This window comes from Halorubrum sp. B53, from assembly GCF_059752395.1.
In genome coordinates this window covers 92,923-117,452 of the sequence record NZ_MWTH01000016.1, presented here as the reverse complement: position 1 = coordinate 117,452, position 24,530 = coordinate 92,923, and the positions used below count along the sequence as shown (strand labels likewise).

Here is a 24,530-nt window from a genome sequence, read left to right as displayed (position 1 = left end):
CGACGAGCTGCCACCCCGTCCGGACCAAGTGCAGTTCGCGCTCGGCGCCGAGCGAGAGCCCCGGCCGCCCGTCGGGGTTTATAAACGTCGGAATCGCGTACGAGTCGGTCGTTCCGAGCGTCTCCAGGGGGAGGACCCCGGATCCCTCCGCGCCGAACGAGACGAACGTCTGGACGATCCCGTCCTCCGTCGAGAAGAGGAACCCGCCGCTGACGAGGTAGTAGGCGTCGCCGAGCGGGTACAGCAGGTTCACACCCTCGCTGCCGAACAGGTCCGGGCCGACGCCGGCGACGAGGAACGCCGCGAGCGCGACCCACGCGACCCGGACGCCGCGCCACCCGGCCCGCTCGCGGAGCCGCGAGGCGTCCCGCAGCCGGGTGTCCCAGTAGAGGACGACCCCGGCGGTGAGGGGGAGCCAGACGGCGTGGAGGAGCGCGTTCGTCGCGCCCGGGACCGCGAGGCTCGCGACCGCGTCGAGGTCGGGGAGGACCGCGGCCGCGACGACGACCGCGACGGACCGCCGGTCGAAAGCGGCGCCCAGCAGGGCGGCCCCGAGCAGCGCGCCGAACGCGGCGTTGACCAGCGTCGGTGCCATATCCGCCCTGACGCCCGCACGCGAATAAGTCGCTCGGGGGCGTCCTCGACTCAATCGTCGTCGTCGCCGCGGTCGTCGGGCTCGCGGTTGTCGGGGTCGCGGTCGGCGGGGGCTGGATCGTCCACGAAGTCGAACTCGCCGTCGGCGTCACCCGCGTCTCCGGCGCCGGCGGGCGCGCCGTCGCCCTCCGGTCCCGAAGCCGACCCGGTCTCTCGGCGGCCGAGCAGCGCGACGGCCATCTGCCGGGCCGCGTAGGCGACGAGGTTCGTGAGGTGGAGCGCGAGGAGAACGCCGACGACCCCGAGCGGGAGCGCGACCAGCGCCTCCGGGAGCGTGTCGATCGCCCACGTCACGGGTTCGCCGTTGACCTCGCCGAAGCCGGCCGTGTACGGGTACCGGAGCGGCGCGGCGACCAGCGGGAGCGCGTTCGCCAACAGGACGAGGGGAACGAACGCGAAGAGGCTCACCCAGAACTTCAGCGAGAGGAACCCGAGCCCCGCCCACGTCGAGCGGGCGTCGACGTACTTCTTGACGCCCGCGAGCGCGCCTTGGGCGTCGACGAGATCGTCGGGCCGGGACAGCTTCGTGCCGAGCAGCGCGTTCGCGAGCCACCGCTCGAAGCCGGCGACCAGTCGGGAGCCGATCAGAGTCGCCAGCAGGATTACGACCCCGACGAGGGCGACGGAGAGGAGGAGCCCGAACGCGACGCCGAACGTGAACAGCGTCGAGTAGACGAACCCGAGCGGGACCGCGAGCAGGAGGTACAACAGGTGCCTGTACGTTCGGCCGTCGACGAGGACGCCGACGACCGGAATACCGGAGGGCTGACGGAGGGAGACCATACGCGCTCGAAACCGGTCGCGCTATCGACATAAATCGGTCGCTCGACGCGACACGGAGCGGTCCCGAGCATCGTCGCGATTCGACCCCGGAAGCCGTCGCCGCGACCCGCTCAGCCGACAAAGAAGTCGATGGCGTTCCCCTTCGACTGTCCCTTATAAAGCTCCGAGTAGCCGCAGTTCGCGCACGAGACCACGACGAACGCGCGGTTCTGGACGTCGAACATCTTGGTGAGACCGGTCCCGCTCGTCGCGATCTCGTCGGTCTCCGTCTCCTCGCTGCCGCACTTCGGGCAGCCGTCGCCGTCCCCGGTCGCCAGCGACTCGTGCTGTCCTTCGGTTCGAGCCGAGTCGGGGTCCGCGCGACCGTCGTCTTCCGCGTCGGCCCACTCGCCGCTCGGTTCGTTGCCGAAGACGGAGTACTCCGTCTCGTCGTCGTTGTCGGAGGGCATCGGCCGCACCTGCTCACGCGACGGATAAACCTCTTGTGGCGCCGATCCGGGTGTCCTCGCGGTCGTTCGCGAGGAGGCGCCTACTCGTCGATCTCGTCGACGAGATCGTCGGCGACGCCGACGTATCCCGCCGGCGTCAGCGCCCGCAGCTCCTCGCGCACGTCCTCGTCGACGTCGAGGTCGGCGAACAGCTCGCGGAAGTCCGCGAGCGTCACCGACCGCCCCCGCGTCAGTTCCTTCACGCGCTCGTAGGCGTCGGTGTCGCCCTCGCGCCGGAGGATCGTCTGGACGGCCTCGCCGATCACCTCGGGGGTCGCCGCCAGCTCCTCGCGCATCACCGCCTCGTTCGGGACGACCTTCGCGAGCCCGCTCTCGGCCTTCCCGTAGCCGATGAGGCAGTGCGCCAAGGCGGCGCCGACGTTGCGCTTGACCGTGGAGTCGGAGAGGTCGCGCTGGAGCCGCGAGCTCGTCACGTAGTCGCCGAGGAAGGTGAGGTCGCTGTTCGCCTTCGAGAGGTTCCCCTCGCTGTTCTCGAAGTCGATCGGGTTCACCTTGTGCGGCATCGTCGAGGAGCCGGTCTCGCCCTCGACCGCCCGCTGGCCGAGGTACCGGTCGGAGACGTAGAGCCACGCGTCCAGGTCCAGATCGAGGAGCACGTTGTTGACCCCGCGAAGCGCGTCGAACAGCGCCGCGAGGTCGTCGCAGGGGTTCACCTGCGTCGCCAGCGGCGTGTGCTCCAGATCGAGGCCGTGCACGAACGACCGGGAGAACGCCCGCCAGTCGACGTCCGGGTAGGCGGCGTCGTGGGCGGCGTACGCCCCCGAGGCGCCCGCCAGCTTCCCGGAGAGGTCGCCGTTCGCGACGACGACGCGGCCGAGCGCGCGGCCGAGCCGCGAGGCGTACACCGCCATCTCCTTGCCGAACGTCGTCGGCGTCGCGGGCTGGCCGTGGGTGCGCGCGAGCATCGGCGTCTCCCGGTGCTCCTGCGCGAGGTCGACGAGGGCGTCCCGGACCTCGCGGACCGCGGGCACGAGCACTTCGCTCACCGCGGGCTTGAGAAGGAGCCGGTGCGCGAGGTTGTTGACGTCCTCGCTGGTGAGCCCGAAGTGGATCCACGGGTACAGCGCCTCCGCGTCGGCGATCGCTCCCGACTCGTCTAACCCGTCCAGTCGCACCCGGAGGAAGTACTCGACCGCCTTCACGTCGTGGTTGGTCGCGGCGTACCCCTCGGCGCCCTCGACCTCGAGCGCCTTTATGAGTCGCGCGTCCTCGGCCGAGAACTCCTCGACGACGTCGCGCAGCCCCGCCTCGGCGTCGTCGTCGAGCGCGATCGGGGTCGCGTCGAGCGCGGCCAGCTCGATCAGGTACTCGACCTCGACGCGGGTCCGGGCGCGCATGAGCGCGGCCTCGCTCGCGTACGGCGACAGCGGCGCGGTGCGGGAGGCGTATCGGCCGTCCAGCGGCGAGACGGCGGCGAGGGGGTCCGACCGCGACAGGCCCGAGATGGCGTGGTCCGTCATGTTCGCGACTGCCTCCGGAGCCAGCAAAAGCGTGTCGATGGCGTGACGCACGGACGTGGATAGGTTCATCGCCTTTCCCCGCCCGGGTGGCGGATATTATCCGTAAACGTGGATACTCTGACGGGACGGACCGCAATCGATATACGCGATCGGTCGGACCAGTCTCGTATGAAGATCGCCGGACTCGCGAGCAACCGGGGGCGGAACCTCAGACACATCGCCGACGTCGCGCCGGGCGGCGCGGAGCTGTCCGTTGTCCTGACGAACCGAGAGCAGGCGCCCGTGTTGGAGGCCGCGACGGAGCGACGTATCCCGACCGAGGTCGTCGAGCGGGAGGAGGGCGAGTCGCGCGCGTCCCACGAGCGACGGATCTTAGACCGGCTCGCCGACTACGACTTCGACCTGGTCTGCCTCGACGGGTACATGCGCGTGCTCACCGACGAGTTCCTCGACGCGGCGCCGACGACGCTGAACGTCCACCCCTCGCTGCTCCCGGCGTTCCCGGGCATGGACGCCCACGAGCAGGTGCTCGACGCCGGCGTCCGGACGACGGGCTGTACGGTCCACGTCGTCACCGAGGAGATCGACGACGGCCCGATCGTCACGCAGGAGCCGGTCCCCGTCTACGGCGACGACGACGCGGACTCGCTGAAAGAGCGGGTGCTTCACGACGCGGAGTTCACGGCGTACCCGCGGGCGGTCCGGTGGTTCGCCGAGGGCCGCGTGACGGTCGAGCGCGAGGGCGGCGAGGACGGGGACGCCGACGGGGACGGACCGGTCGGCGCGGTGACCGGTGTGACCGTCGAGGGCGACGCCGGCGGCGACTTCCCGGAGCGCCGATTCGCCTCCGAGGAGCGCGCCGACACGCTCCGTTACGGCGAGAACCCGCACCAGGACGCCGCGCTCTACGCGGACGACGGCTGCGAGGAGGCGAGCGTCGTCGGCGCCGACCAGTTGAACCCCGGCGCGAAGGGGATGGGGTACAACAACTACAACGACGCCGACGCGGCGCTGAACCTCGTGAAGGAGTTCGAGGAGCCCGCGGCCGCGGTTATCAAGCACACCAACCCCGCCGGCTGCGCGACGAGCGACACCCTCGCGGACGCGTACGACCGCGCGCTCCGCACCGACGCGAAGTCGGCGTTCGGCGGCATCGTCGCCCTGAACCGCGAGTGCGACGCCGACACCGCGACCGCGGTCGCCGACTCGTTCAAGGAGGTCGTCGTCGCGCCCGGCTACACCGACAGCGCGCTCGACGTGCTCCGCGAGAAGGGGAACCTCCGCGTGCTCGACGTCGGCCCACTCGGCGAGGGCGTGGACCGCTTCTCCGAGCGGTTCACCGAGAAACCGGTCGTCGGCGGGCGACTCGTGCAGGAGCGGGACTTCCAGTCGCCGACCGTCGCGGACCTGGAGATCGTCACCGAGCGCGAACCAACCGACGAGCAGCTGGAGACGATGCTGTTCGCGTGGAAGACGCTCAAGCACGTCAAGTCGAACGGCATCCTGTTCGCGACCGGCACCGAGACGGTCGGCGTCGGGATGGGGCAGGTGTCCCGCGTCGACGCCGTGACGCTCGCGGCGATGAAGGCCGAGAAGGACGCGGAGGGCAAGTCCGCGGAGGGCGCCGTGATGGCCTCTGACGCCTTCTTCCCGTTTCCGGACGCCGTCGAGGAGGCCGCCGAGGCCGGGATCGAGGCCGTGATCCAGCCGGGCGGCTCCGTCAACGACGAGGACGTGATCGCCGCCGCCGACGAGCACGACATGGCGATGGCGTTCACCGGCTCGCGCTGCTTCCGTCACGACTAACCGGTGAGCGACGGCGAGGATTACTTATAAAAGACGGATGCGGTCGGCGCGCCTGCGAGCGGCCGCCACCGGCGGCCGCGAGCCAGCCCGCGAGGGACGCGGTGAGCGCTCGCAGAGCGCGAACCGCGAGGCTGGGGAGGTGTGAGGTGCGGTTGCGGTGCGGGCGGGGTGGGACTCAAAGCCCCAGTCGCGAGGGCGACGCACGGCGACGCAAGGACCGCAGGGAAGGAGCAAAGCGACTGACCGAGGACCGCAGCGAGCCGCGCGAGTCGTCGCGGCTGGGGCTTTGGAGGCCTTCACCGTCAAAATCGGATCAGCTCCTTAAAAACGAGCGGCTGGGGCTTTGGAGACCTTCACCGCGGAAGCGTCGATCACTTATAAAAATCTGACAGCGACACCACGATCGGGGTTATAAACGACTTCGCTCACGACGTACTACACTCACTCCCGCAATCGCTCGCTGCCGTGTCCGTATCGACCGCAACCGAGACGGAGCGTCTCCCGACGGAGACCACAACTGACCCCTCGCTACCTGTCGCCGTTCGTTCCGTCCCCGACGAACTCCATCCCGGTGATCTCGAACCGCGCCCCGCCGGCGGCGCTCTCCGTCACGGCGATCTCCCAGCCGTGCGCCGAGACGACCTGCTGGATGATCGTCAGCCCTAGCCCGGTGCCGGACGCGCCGGTGGTGTAGCCGTCGACGAACACCTCGTCGCGCTCGGCCTCCGGAATCCCCGCGCCGTCGTCCTCGACGTAGATCCCCGACCCGTCCGGGAGGTCGCCGACTCGGATCGCCACGTCGGCGCCGCCGTGCTCGACACTGTCGCCGGGCTCCGCCCGGCTGCTAGTGGAGCCATGCTCCACACTGTTTCTGAACAGGTTCTCGAACACCTGCTGGAGGCGGCTCCAGTCGCCGAGGGCGACGCGGTCGGTGTCGACCGCCAGCGTCGCGTCCCCGGCGCTCACGAACGACCAGGACTCGCGGGCGAGGTCCCCGAGGTCGACCTCCTCGCGTCCCCCGATCGTCTGTCCCTCGCGGGTGAGGAAGAGCAGGTCGTCGATCAGCGACTCCATCCGGTCGACCGCGTCGCGGCACCGCTGGAAGTGCTCCGGATCGCCGGTCTCTTCCGCCATGTCGAGGTAGCCGTCGAGGATCCCGAGCGGGTTCCGGACGTCGTGCGAGACGACGCGGGAGAACTCCTCCAACTGGTCGCGCTGCCGCTGCATGCGTTCGGTCGCCTGCTTCCGGAACAGCTCGTAGCCGACCCACTGGGCCAACAGCTCCACGAACGTCTCCTCGTCCTCCGAGAAGGGACGGTCCCGAGCCGCCGTATCGGCGAAACAGAAGGTCCCGTACACCTCGCGGCTGACCACGACTTTCGCGCCGATGTACGCCTCCAGCCCGAACTCCTCGTAGGCGGCGTCGCTCTCCCACCCCTCCACGCGGGCGTGCTGGACCGTCAGCGCGCCGTCCATGTCCACGGTCCGCCTGCAGTACGCCTTCGACAGCGGGCAGCTCCGCCCGGCCTGAAGCAGCTCGTGGTCGCCCCGCGCGTCCACGATGACCTGCGTCTCGCCGTCGATCTCGGTGAGGAAGCCGGTCTCCACGTCGAGGTACGCGCGACCGAGATCCAGCAGGTCTGGAAGCTTCTCCTCGAAGGGACGCTCCTGGTCGGCGGTGATCCGGTACATGCGGCGGAGGGCGTCTCCCTCGGACAGTGCGTCACTCATCGTCGATTACGACCGCGATGCGATATTATGGTCTCCGTTCGGCTTAAACCGGACGGTGCCGGCCCGGGCGTTCGTCGAACCCGGCCGAACCGACCGAAGCCGTCGGATACATGCGGCTCGCACGGATGCTATCCCCATGGCTGCCGACGACTGCAACGCCTTCGAGGTGTACCGCGATCGGGTCGACCGGCCGCTCCTCCGACTGGTCCGGGAGTACGGCGCCGGCGAGGCCCACTGGCTCGTGATCGGGATGGCCGCGAACGTCGTCGCCCGCGTCGCCGGGCTGGTCCCGCCGGTCGTGCTCGGCGTCGCTATCGACGCCGTGTTCATAGGCGACGGCCCGTACACCCTCCCGGTCGTCCCCGACGCCTGGCTCCCGGCCGACGGCCTCTACGTGAAGCTCTGGGGCGTGCAGGCCGGCGAGATCGAGGAGCTGCCGGAGGAGTTCGTCGACCGCGCCCGCGAGCGACACGTCGACCGCGCGGTCGAGCGGGCGATGGGAAAGGAGGCGGTCGAGAGCGAGGCGCTCGACGACTGACCGTGGAGCTCTATTTAAAAGACAGACCGAACGGCGACCCGCCCTCCGATCAGTCGTCGCTCGACGCCTGCCCGGTCGGGTCGCTCGCGGCGCCGGGGACGGTCTCGGCCGCCGCCGGCGGCTCGTCGCGCACGTCGGCGCCCTTGCCCTCGGCGATGACGTCGGCGTACGCGTCGGGGAAGACGCGCACGAAGTCGTCCAGCGTCGCCGCCCAATCGTCGAGCAGTTCGGCCGCGCGGTCGCTGCCGGTGTACGCCCGGTGGTTCTCGACGAGCCGCCGCAGCATGCGCTCGTCCGACTCGTCGAGCGTCGCCGATACCGATACCATCCCGCGGTTCACGCGCTCGTCGAACCGGTCGTCCGGGTCGTACACGTAGGCGACCCCCCCGGACATCCCGGCCGCGAAGTTCCGGCCGGTGTCGCCGAGCACGGCGACGACCCCACCGGTCATGTACTCGCAGCCGTGGTCGCCGACGCCCTCGACGACCGCCCGCACGCCGGAGTTGCGGACGCCGAACCGCTCGCCGGCGACGCCGTTGACGTACACCTCGCCGTCGGTGGCGCCGTACAGCCCGACGTTGCCCGCGACGACGTTCTCCGCGGGGTCGTACCCCGCCTCGTCGGGGGTGTTGACCACGATCCGGCCGCCGGAGAGCCCCTTCCCGAGGTAGTCGTTGGCGGCGCCGGTCAGCTCTAAGGTGACGCCGGGCGCGAGGAACGCGCCGAAGCTCTGGCCGGCGTAGCCGTCGAACCGGCAGGTGACGGTGTCGTCCGGGAGCCCCTCGCCGCCGTGCTCGGAGACGACGCGGTTCGAGAGGGTCGCGCCGACCGCGCGGTCGACGTTCTCCACGTCGCGGGTGAGCGCGACGGGCGCGCCGTCCTCGATGGCCGGGGCCGCCTCGTCGATGAGGTCCCAGTCGAGCAGGGCCTCGATGTCGGCGTCGTCCTGCTCGCGGGTCTTCGTCCGGGCGTCGCCCGCGGGCTCGGCGATCACCGCCGAGAGGTCGAGGTGCTTCGCCTTCTCGTGGTCCGTCTCGCGCTGGGTGAGCAGCTCGGGGCGCCCGATGAACTCCTCGACCTCGGTGTACCCCAGCTCGGCCATGAGCTCGCGGAGCTCCTGGGCGATGAACGTCATGTAGTTGATGACGTGGTCCGGCTGCCCGGGGAAGCGCTGGCGGAGGTCCTCCCGCTGGGTCGCGACGCCGACCGGGCAGGTGTTCTCGTGGCACTGCCGGGCCATCACGCAGCCCGAGGTGACGAGCGACGCGGTGCCGAACACGTACTCCTCCGCGCCCAGCGCGGCCGCGACCGCGACGTCGCGGCCGGTCTTGAGCCCGCCGTCCGCGGTGACGCGGATGCGGTCGCGCAGGCCGGTCGCGCGGAGCATCTGGTTCGCCTCGGCGAGCCCGAGCTCCCACGGGAGCCCCGCGTTCTTGATGGAGGTCTTCGGGGACGCGCCCGTGCCCCCGGAGTGACCGGAGACGTGGACGACGTCCGCGTTCGCCTTCGCGACGCCGGCCGCGATGGTGCCGATGCCGGCCTCGGACACCAGCTTCACGTTGACGTCGGCGTCCGGGCTCGCGGCCTTTAGATCGAAGATGAGCTGCTTGAGGTCCTCGATCGAGTAGATGTCGTGTTGCGGCGGCGGCGAGATGAGCCCGACGCCCGGCGTGGAACACCGGACGTGCGCGATCATCTCGTTCACCTTCTCGCCGGGGAGGTGACCGCCCTCGCCGGGCTTCGACCCCTGCGCCATCTTGATCTGCAGCTCGTCCGCGCTCGCGAGGTAGTCGGCGGTGACGCCGAACCGGCCGGAGGCGACCTGCTTGACCGAGCACTCCTTCTCGGTGCCGAACCGCTCCGGCGGCTCGCCGCCCTCGCCGGTGTTCGACTTCGCGCCGATCCGGTTCATCGCGATCGCGTTGTTCTCGTGGGCCTCCGGCGAGATGCTCCCGAGGCTCATCGCGGCCGTCGAGAAGCGCTCGACGATCGACTCGACCGGCTCGACCTCCTCGACCGGCACCGGATCGCGGTCGGACTCGAACTCGAGGAGCCCGCGGAGCGTCTGGAGCTCCTCGGACTGGTCGTTCACCAGCTCGGCGAACTCCCGGTACTGCTCGTAGTCGCCGCCGCGGACCGCCTGCTGGAGCGTCCCGACCGTCTGCGGGTTCCAGCCGTGTTTGATCCCCGACGAGCGGTGCTCGTACTCGCCCGTGGTCTCCAGCTCGGGGTCGGCGCCGAACGCCATCGCGTGGCGCGTCCGGAGGTCGTCCTCGATCTCCTCGATCCCGATCCCCTCGGTGCGGATCTCGGTCCCCTCGAAGTACTCGGCGACGAACTCGGAGGCGAGCCCGACCGCCTCGAAGATCTGGGCGCCCTGGTACGACTCCATCGTCGAGATGCCCATCTTCGCCATCGTCTTGAGGAGGCCGTCCTCCAGCGCGCCGCGGTACGCCGCGAGCGCCTCCGATTCGTCGGCGCCGTCGGGCCCAGCGACGACGTCGGCGATAGACTCGTACGCCAGGTACGGGTCGATCGCGTCGGCGCCGTAGCCGACGAGCGTCGCGATGTGGTGTACTTCGTGCGGTTCGCCCGATTCGACGACGATTCCGGCGCGGTTCCGCAGCCCGTTCCGGACGAGGTGGTGGTGGACCGCGCCGGTCGCGAGCAGGCTCGGGACCGCGAGCCGGTCCGGGCCGACCGCGCGGTCGGAGAGGACGACCACGTCGGCGCCGTCCCTGATCGCGGCCGCGGACTCGTTGCGGATCCGCGTGACGGCGTCGACGAGCGACGCCTCGCGGTCGTACGTGATATCGACGGTCACCGAGTCGAAGGCGGGGCCGTCGCCGTCGACGGGGCCGCTGTCCAGCGCCTTCAGCGCCGCCGTCTCGGCGTCGGTGAGGATGGGGGAGTCGGAGACGATCTGCTCGGCGTGCTCGGGAGTCTCGTCGAGCAGGTTCCGCTGGTTCCCGATCCGGGTCTCCAGCGAGGTGACGAGCTCCTCGCGGATGTAGTCGATCGGCGGGTTCGACACCTGCGCGAACAGCTGCTTGAAGTAGGTGAACAGCGGGCGGTCGACGTCGGAGAGGACCGACAGCGGCGTGTCGTCGCCCATCGAGCCGACCGGGTCCTTCCCGTCTTTCGCCATCGGCTCGACGAGGTGGTTCAGCGAGTCGGTCGTGTAGCCGAACGCGGCCTGGTGCGCGCGGACCGTCGGGGCCTCGTCGCCCTCGTCGTCGGCCTCGGCCGGGCTCTCAGATCCGCTTTCCTCGTCGACCTCGACGACGACCTCGTCGAGGTCCACCTGGCGCTCGTCGACCCACTCGCCGTACTTCTCGTCGGTGAGCTCGGCGAACACCTCGTCGTCCGGGACGATCCGCCCCTCCTCGGGGTCGGCGACGAATATCTCGCCGGGCTGGAGCCGCCCGCGGCGCTGTACGTCGGCGGGGTCGGTCGGCAGCGCGCCGACCTCGCTCCCGACGATCAGCCGGTTCTCCTCGGTCACCTCGTACCGGCACGGGCGGAGCCCGTTGCGGTCGAGGACGCCGGCCACGCGGTCGCCGTCGAAGCCGATGACGAGGGCGGGGCCGTCCCACGGCTCAACGAGCGAGGCGTGGTAGTCGTAGAAGTCGGTGCGGGCCGCGTCCATCAGGTCGTCGTCGCGGAACGCCTCCGGGATCAGCATCCGGAGCGTGTGCGGGAGGTCGCGGCCGGCCTGGAGGAGCAGTTCGACCGCGTTGTCGACGCTCGCGGTGTCCGACTGGTTCGGGTCGTCGATCACCGGCTTGATCGTGTCGAGCTCGGCGCCGAACGCCGGATGGTCGAGGTCGTTCTCGCGGGCGCGCATCCAGTTGACGTTCCCGCGGATCGTGTTGAACTCGCCGTTGTGGACGATGTTGCGGTACGGGTGCGCGAGGTGCCACGCGCCGAGCGTGTTCGTCGAGAACCGCGCGTGGACCAAGGCGACGTGGCTCGCGAAGCGCTCGTCGGTCAGGTCCGGGTAGTAGTCGGCGAGCTGCGAGCCCTTCAGCAGGCCCTTGTAGACGACGCGCTGGCGGTCGAGCGAGCAGACGTAGAACCGCCCGGCCCCGTCGACGTCGGCGACCGCGTTCTCGATCTCGCGTCGGGCGGCATACAGCGCGCGGTCGAACCCGAGCAGCTCCGGGTCGACGTCGTCCGGGCGGGTCTCCTCGCTGGTGAACCGCTCTGCGAGACCGGCACCCTCGACGGGCGCGGCGAACAGCTGGGCGACCTCCGGCTCCGAGTCGAGCGCGGTCGCGCCGAGGTCGGCGTTATCGGTCGGGACGGAGCGCCACGCGAGCACCTCCAGCCCGTAGACGGAGAACACCTCCGCGATGACGTCGTGGATCTCCGCCTGGACGCTCTGCTCGGTCGGCATGAAGACGGAGCCGACCGCGTACTCGTCGGGGAGGTCGGCGTCGACGACCTCGCGGAAGAAGCCGTCCGGGCGCGCGACCATGATGCCGGCCCCGTCGCCGGTGTTCTCCTCGGCGCCCGTGGTGCCGCGGTGCTCGAGGTTCTCCAGCAGCCGGACCGCATCGGTCACTGTCTCGTGGTTCGGGTCCCCGTCGAGGTCGACGATCCCGCCGATCCCGCAGTTCGATCGCTCGTCCGATACCGTCGCAAGCCCCCCACCGCGGCCCGAGGACTCCGAATCCCCCCGGGTGTTACTACGTGGCTCGGTCATGCCCCGCACTCACAGATGATCGCTTAAAGGTATGACCCTGATACGGGTAGGATCCCTCGTACACACATTAGGGAATATAAGGTAATTATCCATCATGGGTGCATAACCGTTGACACGCTCGACGCCCGATCAGTTATGTGCCGGATTAGTTCTACTAGAGCCTCTCAAACGAACAAATCTGTGCCGTTACGGGCCCGAATCCCGAAAATAATACTGTATTGTTAATCGTCGAACGTTCGCCGTTTTTGACCGAGCCGGAGTTCGTCGCCGAGCGAGACGAGCCCGGTGTGAGACGGGCCGGTCACTCGCGCAGGGGCGTGAACGACCCGTTGATGTCCCACTCGTGGATGCAGTAGACCTCGCCCGGTTCGTCGGCGATCTGCCAGCCGGTGGCCTCCTCGTCCCACCGCTCCCGGCGACCGCACAGCTCGCACTCGCGTTCCCGCGGCGGGGTGATGGTCACGCTCATACCTCACGGGAGGGTGCGGTCCAGCAAAAGGATACCGCCCGAGTCGCCGCGGGACTGCCGGAACACGCTCTCACGGGCCCCGACTCCGCCGTCGCGCGGCGAGTCTCCCGGTGAGCAGGAGCGCGACTAGCGTGACGAGCGGGCCGAACCCGGGCACGTCGTCGGCGGTCGTCCGGATCGGCGCGTCGTCGTAGCTCGGCGTTTCCGGCTCGCCGTCCGGTGACTCCGACTTCGCTGCCGGACCGTCCCGCACGTCTGACTCGGCGTCCGCCCCGTTCGCTCCCGCCACCTCGGTCGCCTCTGCCCCGCTGTTGTCGCCGCCCGCGCGGTCCGATCCGGCGTCGCCGCGATCCGCGCCCGGCTTGGACGAGGGGGCGTCGCCCTCGGTCGGACTGGCACCCGCGTTGGCGGAGGCCACCGTCGGCGAGACGGACGCGGGCGACGCGATCGAATCGCCGCCTGCGACCGGTCGGACGTCGGCCACCGGGCGGATCCCGAACCGGTCCTCGTTCCGTCCGGGACCGATCACGGACCGGTCCCCGTTTTTCCTGTTCGGTTTCTCCGCCTCTGAGCCGCTCGGCGCGGCTCCCGCCCCCGGCGTCGCCTCCGCCGGTCCGCTTCCGCCGGCGGTCGCACCGCCGCCCGCGCCGGTACCGCCGCCGGACGCTCCTCCACCACCGCCAGCTCCCCCGCTACCACCGCCACCAGTACTACCACTACCGTTACTGCCACCACCGCCACTACTACCACTACCGTCACTGCCACCACCGCCACTACTACCACTACCGTTACTGCCATTACCGCCACTACTACCACTACCGCCACTACTACCACTACCGTTACTGCCATTACCGTCATCACCGCCGCTGCCGCCTCCAATCGGATCGTCGCTTGCAGTATCTTCGTCCCCCTCGCTCGTCGGGAGCGCCTCGAAAGTCACCGTCGTCGACACGGCGTGGTCGTCCGTCGCGTCCGACGCGGCCTCGCGCAGGCGCTCGTCCTCTACGCGGAACTCGGCAGTAAACGTCTCTCCGTCGGCGGGCGTCTCATCGGTCGCGAGCGCGTCGGCGCCCTCGGCGACGAGGTAGAGCCCCGTGCTGTCAACGTGGACGGACGAGTTCGGTGGGACCGGCCCGTCTGCGTCGGTCCCGTCGTCATCCGTCGCCGACGCGTTCGACCGCACGCCAAAGGCGAGCCCGCCGAGCTGACTCAGGTCGGCGCCCGTCTCGGGGGTCGCGTTCTGCGCGGCCGGCAGCCCGGTCAATCCCGTGGCGTTCGCGGCGTACACGACGGTCTCGTTCGAGGCGACGGTCGACGTCGGCGAGAGCGTTCCGTTCGCGATCGCCCGTCGCACCGCGTCGGCCGTCCCGAGGTCGCCTCGGTCGAGGGCGGTCGTCGCGTAGGCGGTCACACCGTTCGTCGAACGGCTCCCGATCGTGACAGTGGCCTCGTCGGCTGTTGAGGCGAGTCCCTGTTCGGAGCGGACGGCGATCCGGTACGTTCCCGGAGGAAGCGTCCTGTTCGATATCGACGTGTCGACCGATTCCACGGTCGCGCCCGGCCCCGCGGTGACAAACCTATCTGTCAGCGATTCGTTGCCGAGGGCATACGTATTCACCCCAATCGATGTGCGTCCGGGAGCCGGTGTAGAGAGGTTAGCAGTTGCGATTGTTCTATTTGACTCAGTGATTATTTTCAGCTCCGAGTTGTTGTAAATGGACGATATTTCAGCATTATATTCTGTTCCCAAATAACTCTCATTTGGATCTGAATCAAACATCAGATTTGAATCTCTATTCTCCAAAATCTGTATTGAACGTCTGACTACCTCTCCAGAATGTGTATCTCTGATTCTTAGATTGTATTCTCCTGGCTCTGAGACCTCGATGGATGTATTTCTCACCTTATTTTGTTCTAATTCTATCACTTCTCTAGCTGTGCTTGTATCACTTTTATTGTGGACGCTAATGGCTAGATGTCGGTTTATTGAAGGCGAGCTAAAATTGATTATAATCCCCGTTGATTCAGCTGTTGTTGGAGTCTTAGCAGACAGTGAATCTTCAGTTATATTGATCTGGCTACCATTTGTTTCAGATCCAGATTTAAGTATGTATTCTCCAATAGGGATCTCTGATGTGTCTATAACCTTATTATAATTGTTATCACCCGGCTCGCTAAGGTCAACAGACGAATTATCCGAAGAAAGATAGACCTCTTCAGATTCGCTTGATGATAATACTATTTTTGTTCCCTGTGCAACTGTTGTGTTTGTTGTGTTTGTTATTAGATCACTCACTCTACTGGTGTTAGATATGGTTCTAGAGATCTCTTCTCCTCCGTAAACTGATTTTACTCCGTTAACGCCGATTCTTTGTATGTAACGCTGTGTCTGAGGATCCTCTGTTGAATTGAAAAATAGATACAGTTCATTATCAGACAGCAATACATTATCTGACTTATTTTGCACGCTAATATTGGACGAATTCCCATTAATATAGTTGATACTTATTTCTCCTTTATTATCTCTTATTTTTGTATTGAATTCAAAGTACACCGATTCAGAATATTGTTGACTGAGGTTGTCATTTTTCGGATAGTATATTGGCTCTTGTAGTAATCTGGCAGAGATAGGTGCTGTAACAGTTGTCTGATCTGCTGCGTAGATTGTCTCTGTTGAATTTGTCCACCCTGGATGAATTGTGACAGCAATATTCTCCTTGCCTTTGACAGAATTATTTTCAATCGAGATCGATTCTTGTCTACCTTTGATGGCTGCAATCCTTTCGGTGAGATCACCATCTGATGATTGTTTCCAGACAATTATTCGATCACTTGAGTTATTGGCCAGGCTAATATTTTCAAATTTGATCGTATCTGTCATATTGTCGTATGATCCTGATTTAATAGAGACGTTTGCGGATGTCTGAACAGAAAATGTAGTCTGATCAGGTTGTCCTCCCTGTATTATTTTATATTCGATATTTCTGTTGATCTCTTCTATATCCTGGTTATATTTGCTTACATTAGTTGTATTTATGTTTTTGATCTTAACATCAAATGAGGTCGTACTATCTAACGCAGAAGGTTCTACGATAATAGTGGCATTTGTTGAATTTGCATTTTTAATGTATACCTCCGACTCATTCGCACTTTGACCGTTCTCTAAATCATATGAAGTGTTCCTTACATCAAACTCAGCACCCGCATCTACAAGACTCCCTACTTGAATCTTAACAGGATCTTCCTCGCTGTACACCTTAATTCCGCTTACAGTTTGGCTTTCGTTAGGACCCACTGAAATATTGTCTGTATGATCAACATTCCATAGAAAGCCATTCACTGATATTGTTCCGATAACCATCGCGACACCTGAAATAACAACCATACAAATGACGAAGATGACCACCGGTTCGTAGGTTGAGTTTTTTCGATCCATCGTGGCGAGCCACGATCGATAGGGCAGCGGCTAGAGAGTGTCTGCGCTGTGATATCCGACGAACTCGCTACACCGCTGTCGTCTCGAGTCGTGGGATATGCGAATTCGGTTGATTATTTATTAAATCAGTTACGGACATCGAAGCTTCCACTCACGGAAACGAATTCGATCGAAATCGACTCAGGTCGGGCGATTAGCGAGGTAGATTTTGCGGTGCCGTCGCTTAACAGACGCAGCCGACGTGTCAGCGGTCGATCAGTGCTCGGCCTGTTCCATCAAGGAGAGAACCGAGTCGCGGGCGTCGACCGCGGTTGGGTGGACGCCGATGAGCGCGACCACGTCGTCGTCGTGCTGAACGGTCGCGATGTAGATGAACACCGGGACGTCCTCGACGCTGCCGCTCTGATTGCCGCCGGCGCCGACCTCCGCGTCGACCGTGGTTTCGAGGATCGACACCTCCACCTCCTCGCCGAGGATGGTCCGCGTCTCCGAGCCGCGGTTCTCGATGTCCTCGGCCTCGATGTCGGTTCCCTCGCCGCCGATCCCGCGCTGCTCGACCTGCTCTAACAGCCGGCGGATCAGTTCCGCGTCGTCGGCGCGAACCAGCGGGTTGACCGACTGCCCGCCCACCGACGCGTTCGGGGTGCTCGCCACGAACAGCGCGGAGCCGTTGTTCTGGTTCTCGTACCCCGCCACCCACGTGGTCGCCGACACCTGGGCGTTCACGCCCGCCACGTCGAACTCCTGCTCGATGGTGAACGACTCCGGCTCCTCGCCCGTATACCCGGCCTCTGAGGCCGCCTCCGACGGGATCTGTGCCGGACTCGCGTCGTACTCGTAGCTCCCGTCTTCGCCGGCGGCACACCCGGCGAGGGCGACGGACGTCGATGCGGCGACCGCCGCGAGCAGTCCACGTCTATGCATGAGCGATGATAGGCCCGCTGAAACGGTTAAGCGTATCGGCGCAGGGCGTACCGTCTGATAATCGGGGCGTACTGACAGACGCCCGAACGAAGGCACAAAGTTCACGGTGTGGCGTGCGCGAGGTGAGCCAAATGGAACGCCGAGGACAAACCAGTCTGGTGGAAGCGCTCCTCCTTGACGTCGTCCGACTCCACGAGACGTGGATGGAGGTCGTCTTCCCCAGACAGCTCGATCCGAGCGCGGTGCTGGGGAAGTGGAAACCGGAGACCTCCGTCCAGACCGTCGGGTACTACCTCTGGGCGATACTCGGCGCCCCGCTCGTCGCGGTCGCGTACCCGCTCCTGCTCGTCGGGTTCGCCACGCGGTACTACGCCGCGAAGCTCGACTCCGCGGTCGCTCGCTTCGGCGTGCTCGGCGCCGTCGTCGTCGCGACGCTCGTCTGGGGCTCGCTCACCCTGCTCGCGCACTTCCAACTGCCGACCGAGGTGATGCTCGGAATCGGCGGCGCCAGCGTCGTTGCGGTCGTCTCCGCGGGCGCGGCCGCCGGGTTCTCGAAGACCGGCGGGCGGTTCGTCAGCGTGCTCTTAGCGTACCCGTTCGCGATGACCGCGATCTTCCTCCCGCCGGTCGTCGCCGGGCTGCTCACGCCCTCCATCTCGAGTTTGGTGCTCGACCCGAGCTACCAGCTCGCGGTTTGGATCCTCGATACGATCCTCGGCGTCGGCGGGATCAACGAGACCCTCCGCAGCGCCTTCGACCTGGAGACGTTCGGCGAGCAGTGGGGCGTCGCCGGCCTCGGCTACGTGCTGATGTGGGTCGGTATCTCCGTCCCGCTCGGGTGGTTCCTCGGTGCGCTCGTCGCCCTCGCGAACCTGATCCGACCGCGGCCGGACGCCTGAAGACGGCCGCTGAACCCGACGGAGCCGTCCGCCTCGACTATTCGCTTTCGTCGAACCGCTCGCCGGCCGTCTCGAAGGCGGACTCCGACTGCTCTTTGCTTCGCCGGCGCTCTCGCTCAGCGATCGCCTCGGGGTCCGGACTCGCGTCGTCGTCGATCCGCGCGAACGACTTGTGGACCTTCGTGTGACACCAGCGGCACAGCGCGACGGTGATCTCGTGGGGACCGGCGTCGTCGGGGTGCCCGCCGGCACCGTCGTCGGGGTGCCCGCCGGCACCGTCGTCGCGGTCCGCTGTCGCGACGGGTCCGTTTCCGCCGTACGAGAGGTGGTGTTCCTCCACCAGCGGTCGGGCGTCGTCGTGGGCGATCCGGACCTCTTCGAGCCCGCAGCGGCGGCACTCGCGGCCGTCGGTCGTCGAACGGTAGTGGGGACACGCCCGCCACGCGTCGTCTGGACCGACGTGGCAGGCGTAGCCGTCGGCGCGGCGGGCCGCGGCGAACTCCGGGTCGTCGCCGGTGCGGGTCAGCGCGAACCGACAGCGACCGTCGTCGGTCAGGCGGTCGCAGACGCCGGCGACCGCGTACGGGTCGTCGACGCCGACCGGGGTCCCGTCCGGCGTCCGTTCCATCTCAGATCAGGCTCGCGCCGTCGAGGTCGGTCCGGCCGTAGTCGACGTCGAGCAGTCGCAGGAGCGTCGGCGCGACGTCGAGGAGGTCCGCGTCCTCGACGTTCGCGTCCGGGTGGTCGACGAACAGGGCGGCGTCCTCGAAGGTATGCATCCCCGTCCGCGGGCCGTCCGGGTCGAACACCTCGTCGTGGGGGCGGAAGCCGGACTTGAGGTCGAACCCCTCGTTCGGGATGACGACGAGGTCCGGTGCGATCTCGTCGTGTTCGCCTCGGAAGACGGTCTCGCGCTCGACGACGCGCTTCGCGACCGGCTTCCCGTCCGGGCCCTCCCATGCTTTGAGGGCCTCTTGCAGCTCGGCGCGCACGGACTCGTACTCCGACTCGGGCACGACCCCCTCGGGTTCGCGGCCCTCCAGGTTGATGTAGAAGCGACCGGGGACCAGCGAGTACGCGCGGGTGTCGTCGTCGATGTCGGTCAGCGCGCCGTGGTCGTCGGCGTCGGCGTACGAGAGCCACCCCTCCCGTTCTAACCACTCGTTGCAGTAGACGTCGTAGCGGAGCCGCGTGAACCCGTGGGTCGAGCCCACGACGAGGCGAACGTCGTCCGGGAGGGCCTCCCGGATCGCGCCGATGTGCTCGTCGAGCGCGGCGTAGAAGTCGAGGAGGTCCTCGCCGTACCGGCCGGATTCCGCGTAGTCGCCCCACAGGAAGTGGTTGATCCGGTCCGGCGCCGTGAACACCCCCACGAACAGGTCCCAGTCGTCGCGCTCGACGTACCTGGAGAACGCGGCGGCGCGGGCGTCGAGCGTCTCCCGGGCGTGCTCGATGAACTCGGACTTGTCCGCCTTGTGACCGAGCTTCGCGTTCACCGACAGCCGGTAGTCGCTCTCGGTGAGGTACTCGCGGAGCTCCTCGGGGTGTGCGGCCTTGTCCACGTCGGGCGAGAGGTAGCCGGACACCATCCGCTGGACCGTCCGCTGGGGCGGGAACGTGACGGGGACGTTCATCACCGTCGCGTCGAGCCCGGCGTCGGTGGCGCGGTCCCACACGCGGGTCGCCTGGACGTCCCGGCCCATCGGCACGTAGGTGTCGTAGGTGCCGACCTCTCGGTCTTGGAAGCCGTAGACCCCGGTCTCACCGGGGTTCTGGCCGCTAGTGAGCACGGGCCAGCACGCGCTCGACTCCGGCGGCACGATGCTGTCGATCGGCCCGCCGTCGCCGTCGGCGGCGATCGCCGAGAGCGTCGGGAACGTGTCCGGATTGTCGGCGACGAGACCGTGCGGGAGACCGTCGATCCCGATGAACGCCACGCGCGGGGTGTCGGTTCCGCGCAACCGGTCGAAGAGGCCCATAGGGGTACATCCGCCGTCGAGGGCAAAAGGGTTGACATCGTCCCGGGCCGGCTCGGGACCCTTTTTTACGGCGCCCCACGAGGGTGACCCATGGAAACGCGACGCGCGCTGCTCGTCGACGCGTTCACGGACGAACCGCTGGCCGGGAACGTCGCCGGCGTGGTACCGGACGCCGCCGGACTGAGCGACGACCGCATGGAGAGGATCGCCGCCGAGCTCGGCGCCTCGGAGACCGCGTTCCTCTCCGAGCCGGACGCCGGGGGTAATGAGGCCGACGGCGACGCCGGCGCCGACGAGCGGGTCCGCTACTTCACCCCCTCGACGGAGGTCGACCTCTGCGGTCACGCCACGATCGCGAGCTACGCCGCGCTGTACGACGCCGGAGCGATCGACGCCGGCGAGCGCACCCTCCGGACGAACGTCGGCGACCTCTCGATCCGGGTCGACGAGGACGGTACGGTCTGGATGCGACAGAACCCGCCGACGGTCGAGCGGGTCGCCGAGGCCGAGCTCGGCGCCGACCGCCTCGGCGACGCGCTCGGGATCGACCCCGCCGCACTCCGGGACGTGGGCGCCGACCTCCCCGTCGCCGTCGCCTCGACCGGGCTCCCGTGGCTCGTCGTCCCTGTCAACTTCTTGGAGCGGCTCGGCGAGGCCGAGCCCGACGCGGCCGCGATCGAGGCGATCTCGAACGCACACGAGGTCGCCGGGATCTACGCGTTCACCTTCGACGCGCTCGAGGCGGAGTCGACGCTCCACGGCCGGGCGTTCGCGCCCGCGGTCGGCGTCGCCGAGGACCCCGTGACGGGCACGGCGAGCGGCGCGGTCGGGGCGTACCTGCGGACCGTCGACGCGTTCGACGGCGAGTTCCCCGACGAGCTCCGATTCGAACAGGGCCACTTCGTCGACCGCCCCGGGCACGTCAGGGTCCGGGTCGACGGTGACGAGGTCCGGGTCGGCGGCCGTGCGGTCGTCTCCATGGAGGGCGAGCTGACGGTGCCGGAGGAGCCCGACGACGACGAGATCATCGAGGCGTGACGGGGTGAGCCCGCGCGACGCCGCCACCGTCGCCGAGCCGACCGTTTCGATCGCTATCGCCGGGCCGACCGTTTCGATCACTATCGTCGAGCCGAACGTTTAGGCCGTCTCGGGACGAACCCCTGACATGGAGTTCGACCTCCCACGGGCGGCGGCGCTGCTGGTACTGATCGTCGCGGTCGGCACCGCTGGACTGATCGGAAGCGGGATGATGCCGGTGCAGACCACCCTGATGATGGTCGTCCCGTCGATGCTGCTCTTCGGGGCGCTCGCGTTCGCCATCGGCGTGAAACACGGCCAGTTCCGGGCGACGCACGCCTGAGCCGGCGGACGGGCGACCGGCTTCTCCGACCGCTCCGAACCACGGCGCTTTTTAAAATGCCGACGACAATCGGGAGCCGTGTTGCTCGGGTCGCCGCTCACTGAACTGCTGCTCCTCGTCGGCGGTGCCGCCTTCCTCTACGCGGGCGCCGAGTTGCTCGTCAAGGGCGCCAGCGACCTCGCGCTCGCGGTCGGCCTGAAGGCGTCGACGGTCGGGGTCACCGTCATCGCGTTCGCGACGACCGCCCCCGAGCTGTTCGTCTCGCTGCTCGGCGCCGTGACCGTGTCGACGGACGTGGGGCTCGGGACCATTCTCGGATCGAACATCGCCAACATCGGGCTCGTGCTGGGCGTCTCCGCGCTGATCCGCCCGCTCGACGTCTCCCAGACGGTGTTCGAGCGCCACGTCCCGTTCATGGCCCTCGCCGCGCTGCTGCTCGTCGGCCTCGGCTGGAACGGCCGGATCGGTCGGCCGGGAGGGGTCCTCTTGCTCGGCGTGCTCGTCGCGTTCACGGTCGTGGTCATGCGCCGGATTCGGCGGACGCAGTCCGGTATCTCCACCGCGGAGCGCGCGGAGATGCCGGACGCGAGCTTCCGCGACGTCGCCGCCGTGGTCGGCGGCATCGTCGCGTTGCTGCTCGGCTCGAAGTGGCTGATCGACGGCGGGGAGTCGCTGCTCTCCGCGGCCGGCTTCTCCGACATCTTCATCGGGCTCACGGTGCTCGCGCTCGGCACCTCGCTCCCCGAGCTGGCGGCGAGCGTCGTCGCCGCCGTCCGCGGCGAGGCCGAGTTCAGCGTCGGCAACGTCGTCGGGTCGAACATCTACAACGTCCTCGCCGTCATCGGGATCATCGCCGTCATCCGACCGATCGGCGTGAGCCCGGGCGTCCGCGGCTTCGAGTTCCCCGCGCTCCTCGCTTTCACCGCCCTCTTCGTCGGGCTCATGTACCGCGGCCAGCGCCTCTCGCGCGTCGACGGCGCGGTCCTCATCGCGGCGTACGGCGTGTTCGCGTACCTGCTGTTCCCGTGAGCGCGAAGAAACACTCGAAGACCGACCGTTGACGAGCGGTGCCATTTATATATAGAGCTGAATCTCAGCGGTGGCGTGCGCCTGCGAGCGGCCGACAGGCCGCGAGCAGACCGCACGAGGGAGTCAGTCGTCCGGAGCGAAGCGAAGGACGACTGACGAGGCTGGGGAGGCGTGAGGTTGCGGTGCGGTTGCGGGCGGGTGGGACTCAAAGGGGCAGTCGCCGGCGGCGAAGCCGCCGGCTGCCAGAGGCGCTTCGCGCCTCGCTGCCGCGAGGGCGAAGCACGGCGACGAAAGCACCGGAGCGAAGGAGCGGTAGCGACTGAGCGAGGAGCGCATCGAGCCGCGCGAGCCGTCGCGGCTGGGGCTTTGGAGGTGTTCGCCGGCGTAGCGACTGCAACGGGGTATAGCCGAGCGGCTGGGGCTTTGGAGGTGTTCGCCGGCGTAGCGACTGCAACGGGGTATAGCCGAGCGGCTGGGGCTTTGGAGGTGTTCACCGTCGACCCACCAGCAACCATTTATAAACAAACGACTGTCGCCTCAGCCGCGCCAGTCGCCGATCACACACCCTCGTATCGCGCTCGAATCGACGCCTATTCGGCCGCCCGACCCCGACCGCAGTTCGTGATAGCGATCGTCGTCAGCCGGGCCGACAGCGCCTCCGAACACATCGGCGAGCGCCTGCTCGCGGTCGGCGACTGGGAGCGACGCGAGGACGAGACGCGCCCCGACGCCGCGGGCGGCGGGACCTACTACCGGACCGACGGGTTCGAGCTCCGGGAGTTCGACGAGCTACACATCGAACTCGACGACCCGGCGGTCGCGTTCGGAAGTGACGACGCGGCCGAACCGGATGACGCGACCGACCCGGATGACGCGACCGACCCGGACTTCCTCGTCTTCGTCTCCAGACACTCCGGGGAGACGGGGCGGCTCCTGACCGCCCACGTCACCGGGAACTTCGGCCCGGCGCCGTACGGCGGCGAGCCGGAGACGCTCGCGAACGCGGCCCCCGGCGCCGAGAAGCGCGTCGTCGAGGCGCTGGCGGCGCACGCCCCGGACGGGTACGACGTCGGCATCGAGTGCACCCACCACGGACCGACGGACGGCTCCGTCCCGTCGCTGTTCGTCGAGGTCGGCTCCGACGAGCCGCAGTGGGCGGACCCGGACGCGGCCGAGGCGGTCGCCAGGGCGGTCCTCGACCTGCGAGGCACCGGTCCGGACCTGGTCGACGGCGACTCAGACGACGCGGGCGACCCCGCTCCCCGCCACGTCGTCGGCTTCGGCGGCGGCCACTACGCGCCGCGGTTCACGCGGATCGTCCGCGACACCGCGTGGGCCGTGGGCCACGTCGGCGCCGACTGGTCGCTCGGCGAGATGGGCGCGCCCGAGGCGAACCGTGAGACGATCGAGCAGGCGTTCGCCCGCAGCCGCGCCGACCGCGCCGTGATCGAGGGCGACAGGCCCGAGCTCGCGGCCGTCGTCGAAGGGCTCGGGCACCGCGTGGTGAGCGAGACGTGGGTCCGCGAGGTCGGCGACCGCCCGCTCCCGCTGGTCGAGCGGCTGGAGCGCGACCTCGCGACCGTCGACGAGGGGCTTCGATTCGGCGACGTCGTTCCCGGGGACTCCGGCCCCGCGGAGTCGGGATCCGACGCGGTCTCGAACCCCGACGCGGGCTCCGCCCCCGACGCGGTCTCGATCCGCGAACTCCCGGACGCGCTCCTCGCTCGGGCGCAGGGGATCGACCCCGAGGCGACCCGCGACGCGGTGGCGGCGAACGCGGTCGCCTTCGACACCGAGCAGGCCGGCACCCGCGCGGCCGGAGCGGCCGCCTTCGCCGACGACCCGGACGCGCCGGGATACGCCGATCTTGTCGACGGCCTCGCGGCGGTGCTCGCGGGCGGATACGACGCGGTCGAGGTGGCGGAGGGCGCGGTCGTCGCCCGCGAGACCGCGTTCGACCCCGACCTTGCCCGGGACCGCGGCGTCCCCGAGGGGCCGGCGTTCGGTCGGCTCGCCGACGGCGAGTCCGTCGAGATCGACGGCGACACGGTGACGCCGGCCGACGTGTCGCGGGCGCGGACGGAGCGGTTCCCGGTCGACGCCGAAGACGCGGAAGAGTAAGCGTCGAAATCGACCCCGCTCCCGCGCGCTGGAGACGGTCTCTCGGCGTCCGACCCGCGTCAGACGATCGGGCAAAAATAAATACGTCCGGGTCGCAACCACACCACATAATGGACTCTATCGT

The 24,530-nt window shown here is 67.7% G+C and carries 17 protein-coding genes and 1 pseudogene; 7 read left to right on the top strand and 11 right to left on the bottom strand.

Going from position 1 to position 24,530, the window contains the following annotated elements:
• From B4V06_RS17000 to purB, 4 genes are all read right to left on the bottom strand, one after another.
• On the bottom strand, positions 1-595 hold a 595-nt coding region (locus B4V06_RS17000; RefSeq protein ID WP_498170742.1), incomplete at its 3' end, for a metal-dependent hydrolase.
• Between the two features lie 50 nt (positions 596-645).
• A complete protein-coding gene (locus B4V06_RS16995) occupies positions 646-1,437 on the bottom strand; it encodes a sensor domain-containing protein (RefSeq protein WP_498170739.1) in 792 nt (263 codons plus the stop codon).
• 110 nt (positions 1,438-1,547) lie between these two features.
• Complete coding sequence (locus B4V06_RS16990; protein ID WP_123114363.1) at positions 1,548-1,886, bottom strand: zinc ribbon domain-containing protein; 339 nt, start codon at positions 1,884-1,886, stop codon at positions 1,548-1,550.
• Positions 1,887-1,966: 80 nt separating this feature from the next.
• Complete coding sequence (purB, locus tag B4V06_RS16985; protein WP_498170737.1) at positions 1,967-3,406, bottom strand: adenylosuccinate lyase; 1,440 nt, start codon at positions 3,404-3,406, stop codon at positions 1,967-1,969.
• A 168-nt stretch (positions 3,407-3,574) separates the two neighbouring features.
• Between purB and purN the strand changes: the two genes are divergently transcribed.
• Positions 3,575-5,212 (top strand): phosphoribosylglycinamide formyltransferase, encoded by a 1,638-nt coding sequence (purN, locus tag B4V06_RS16980; RefSeq protein ID WP_498170736.1) that lies wholly within the window; start codon positions 3,575-3,577, stop codon positions 5,210-5,212.
• Between the two features lie 528 nt (positions 5,213-5,740).
• On the opposite strand, the gene B4V06_RS16975 is transcribed toward purN, so the two are convergent.
• A complete protein-coding gene (locus tag B4V06_RS16975) occupies positions 5,741-6,943 on the bottom strand; it encodes a sensor histidine kinase (protein WP_498170734.1) in 1,203 nt (400 codons plus the stop codon).
• Positions 6,944-7,079: 136 nt separating this feature from the next.
• On the opposite strand from B4V06_RS16975, the pseudogene B4V06_RS16970 reads away from it, so the two are divergent.
• Positions 7,080-7,328, top strand: a pseudogene (locus B4V06_RS16970) (ABC transporter ATP-binding protein); the annotation flags it as partial.
• Positions 7,329-7,530: 202 nt separating this feature from the next.
• Here B4V06_RS16970 and gltB read toward each other — a convergent pair.
• From gltB to B4V06_RS16950, 4 genes are all read right to left on the bottom strand, one after another.
• A complete protein-coding gene (gene gltB, locus B4V06_RS16965; protein WP_498170731.1) occupies positions 7,531-12,189 on the bottom strand; it encodes a glutamate synthase large subunit in 4,659 nt (1,552 codons plus the stop codon).
• Positions 12,190-12,490: 301 nt separating this feature from the next.
• Positions 12,491-12,658, bottom strand: a complete 168-nt coding sequence (locus B4V06_RS16960; protein ID WP_176329328.1) for an HEWD family protein — start codon at positions 12,656-12,658, stop codon at positions 12,491-12,493.
• Positions 12,659-12,728: 70 nt separating this feature from the next.
• The gene (locus B4V06_RS16955; protein WP_498170729.1) at positions 12,729-16,094 is read right to left on the bottom strand and encodes a PGF-CTERM sorting domain-containing protein; all 3,366 of its coding nucleotides are present in this window, start codon (positions 16,092-16,094) and stop codon (positions 12,729-12,731) included.
• Positions 16,095-16,349: 255 nt separating this feature from the next.
• Positions 16,350-17,018, bottom strand: a complete 669-nt coding sequence (locus B4V06_RS16950; RefSeq protein ID WP_123114370.1) for a DUF6517 family protein — start codon at positions 17,016-17,018, stop codon at positions 16,350-16,352.
• Positions 17,019-17,176: 158 nt separating this feature from the next.
• Here B4V06_RS16950 and B4V06_RS16945 point away from each other — a divergent pair, with 158 nt between their 5' ends.
• Positions 17,177-17,917, top strand: a complete 741-nt coding sequence (locus B4V06_RS16945) for a hypothetical protein (protein ID WP_123114371.1) — start codon at positions 17,177-17,179, stop codon at positions 17,915-17,917.
• Between the two features lie 37 nt (positions 17,918-17,954).
• Here the strand turns inward: B4V06_RS16945 and B4V06_RS16940 are convergent, their stop codons facing one another.
• Together B4V06_RS16940 and B4V06_RS16935 are read right to left on the bottom strand one after the other, a co-directional pair.
• A complete protein-coding gene (locus B4V06_RS16940; RefSeq protein ID WP_498170728.1) occupies positions 17,955-18,545 on the bottom strand; it encodes a DUF7097 family protein in 591 nt (196 codons plus the stop codon).
• 1 nt (position 18,546) lies between these two features.
• Positions 18,547-19,896: an alkaline phosphatase family protein gene (locus B4V06_RS16935; protein WP_498170726.1), complete on the bottom strand. Its 1,350-nt coding sequence runs from the start codon at positions 19,894-19,896 to the stop codon at positions 18,547-18,549.
• A 90-nt stretch (positions 19,897-19,986) separates the two neighbouring features.
• Between B4V06_RS16935 and B4V06_RS16930 the strand changes: the two genes are divergently transcribed.
• The 4 genes from B4V06_RS16930 to B4V06_RS16915 all read left to right on the top strand — a co-directional run bounded on the left by B4V06_RS16930 (position 19,987) and on the right by B4V06_RS16915 (position 24,406).
• Positions 19,987-20,934: a PhzF family phenazine biosynthesis protein gene (locus tag B4V06_RS16930; protein ID WP_498170724.1), complete on the top strand. Its 948-nt coding sequence runs from the start codon at positions 19,987-19,989 to the stop codon at positions 20,932-20,934.
• Positions 20,935-21,061: 127 nt separating this feature from the next.
• Entirely contained in the window at positions 21,062-21,256 is a 195-nt protein-coding gene (locus tag B4V06_RS16925; protein ID WP_123114375.1) for a DUF7333 family protein, read from the top strand.
• A gap of 78 nt (positions 21,257-21,334) precedes the next feature.
• Positions 21,335-22,285, top strand: a complete 951-nt coding sequence (locus B4V06_RS16920) for a calcium/sodium antiporter (protein ID WP_498170722.1) — start codon at positions 21,335-21,337, stop codon at positions 22,283-22,285.
• A 621-nt stretch (positions 22,286-22,906) separates the two neighbouring features.
• A complete protein-coding gene (locus B4V06_RS16915; RefSeq protein ID WP_498170720.1) occupies positions 22,907-24,406 on the top strand; it encodes a D-aminoacyl-tRNA deacylase in 1,500 nt (499 codons plus the stop codon).
• The last annotated feature ends 124 nt before the right edge of the window (positions 24,407-24,530 follow it).

What these genes read in the sequence shown, in the direction of transcription:
- B4V06_RS16925 (WP_123114375.1), top strand. Translation starts at nt 21,062, where the DNA reads ATGGAGTTCGACCTCCCACGGGCGGCGGCGCTGCTGGTACTGATCGTC.
- B4V06_RS16990 (WP_123114363.1), bottom strand. Translation starts at nt 1,886, where the DNA reads ATGCCCTCCGACAACGACGACGAGACGGAGTACTCCGTCTTCGGCAAC.
- B4V06_RS16975 (WP_498170734.1), bottom strand. Translation starts at nt 6,943, where the DNA reads ATGAGTGACGCACTGTCCGAGGGAGACGCCCTCCGCCGCATGTACCGG.
- B4V06_RS16950 (WP_123114370.1), bottom strand. Translation starts at nt 17,018, where the DNA reads ATGCATAGACGTGGACTGCTCGCGGCGGTCGCCGCATCGACGTCCGTC.
- gltB (WP_498170731.1), bottom strand. Translation starts at nt 12,189, where the DNA reads ATGACCGAGCCACGTAGTAACACCCGGGGGGATTCGGAGTCCTCGGGC.
- purN (WP_498170736.1), top strand. Translation starts at nt 3,575, where the DNA reads ATGAAGATCGCCGGACTCGCGAGCAACCGGGGGCGGAACCTCAGACAC.
- B4V06_RS16940 (WP_498170728.1), bottom strand. Translation starts at nt 18,545, where the DNA reads ATGGAACGGACGCCGGACGGGACCCCGGTCGGCGTCGACGACCCGTAC.
- B4V06_RS16960 (WP_176329328.1), bottom strand. Translation starts at nt 12,658, where the DNA reads ATGAGCGTGACCATCACCCCGCCGCGGGAACGCGAGTGCGAGCTGTGC.
- B4V06_RS16995 (WP_498170739.1), bottom strand. Translation starts at nt 1,437, where the DNA reads ATGGTCTCCCTCCGTCAGCCCTCCGGTATTCCGGTCGTCGGCGTCCTC.
- B4V06_RS16930 (WP_498170724.1), top strand. Translation starts at nt 19,987, where the DNA reads ATGGAAACGCGACGCGCGCTGCTCGTCGACGCGTTCACGGACGAACCG.
- B4V06_RS16955 (WP_498170729.1), bottom strand. Translation starts at nt 16,094, where the DNA reads ATGGATCGAAAAAACTCAACCTACGAACCGGTGGTCATCTTCGTCATT.
- purB (WP_498170737.1), bottom strand. Translation starts at nt 3,406, where the DNA reads ATGACGGACCACGCCATCTCGGGCCTGTCGCGGTCGGACCCCCTCGCC.
- B4V06_RS16935 (WP_498170726.1), bottom strand. Translation starts at nt 19,896, where the DNA reads ATGGGCCTCTTCGACCGGTTGCGCGGAACCGACACCCCGCGCGTGGCG.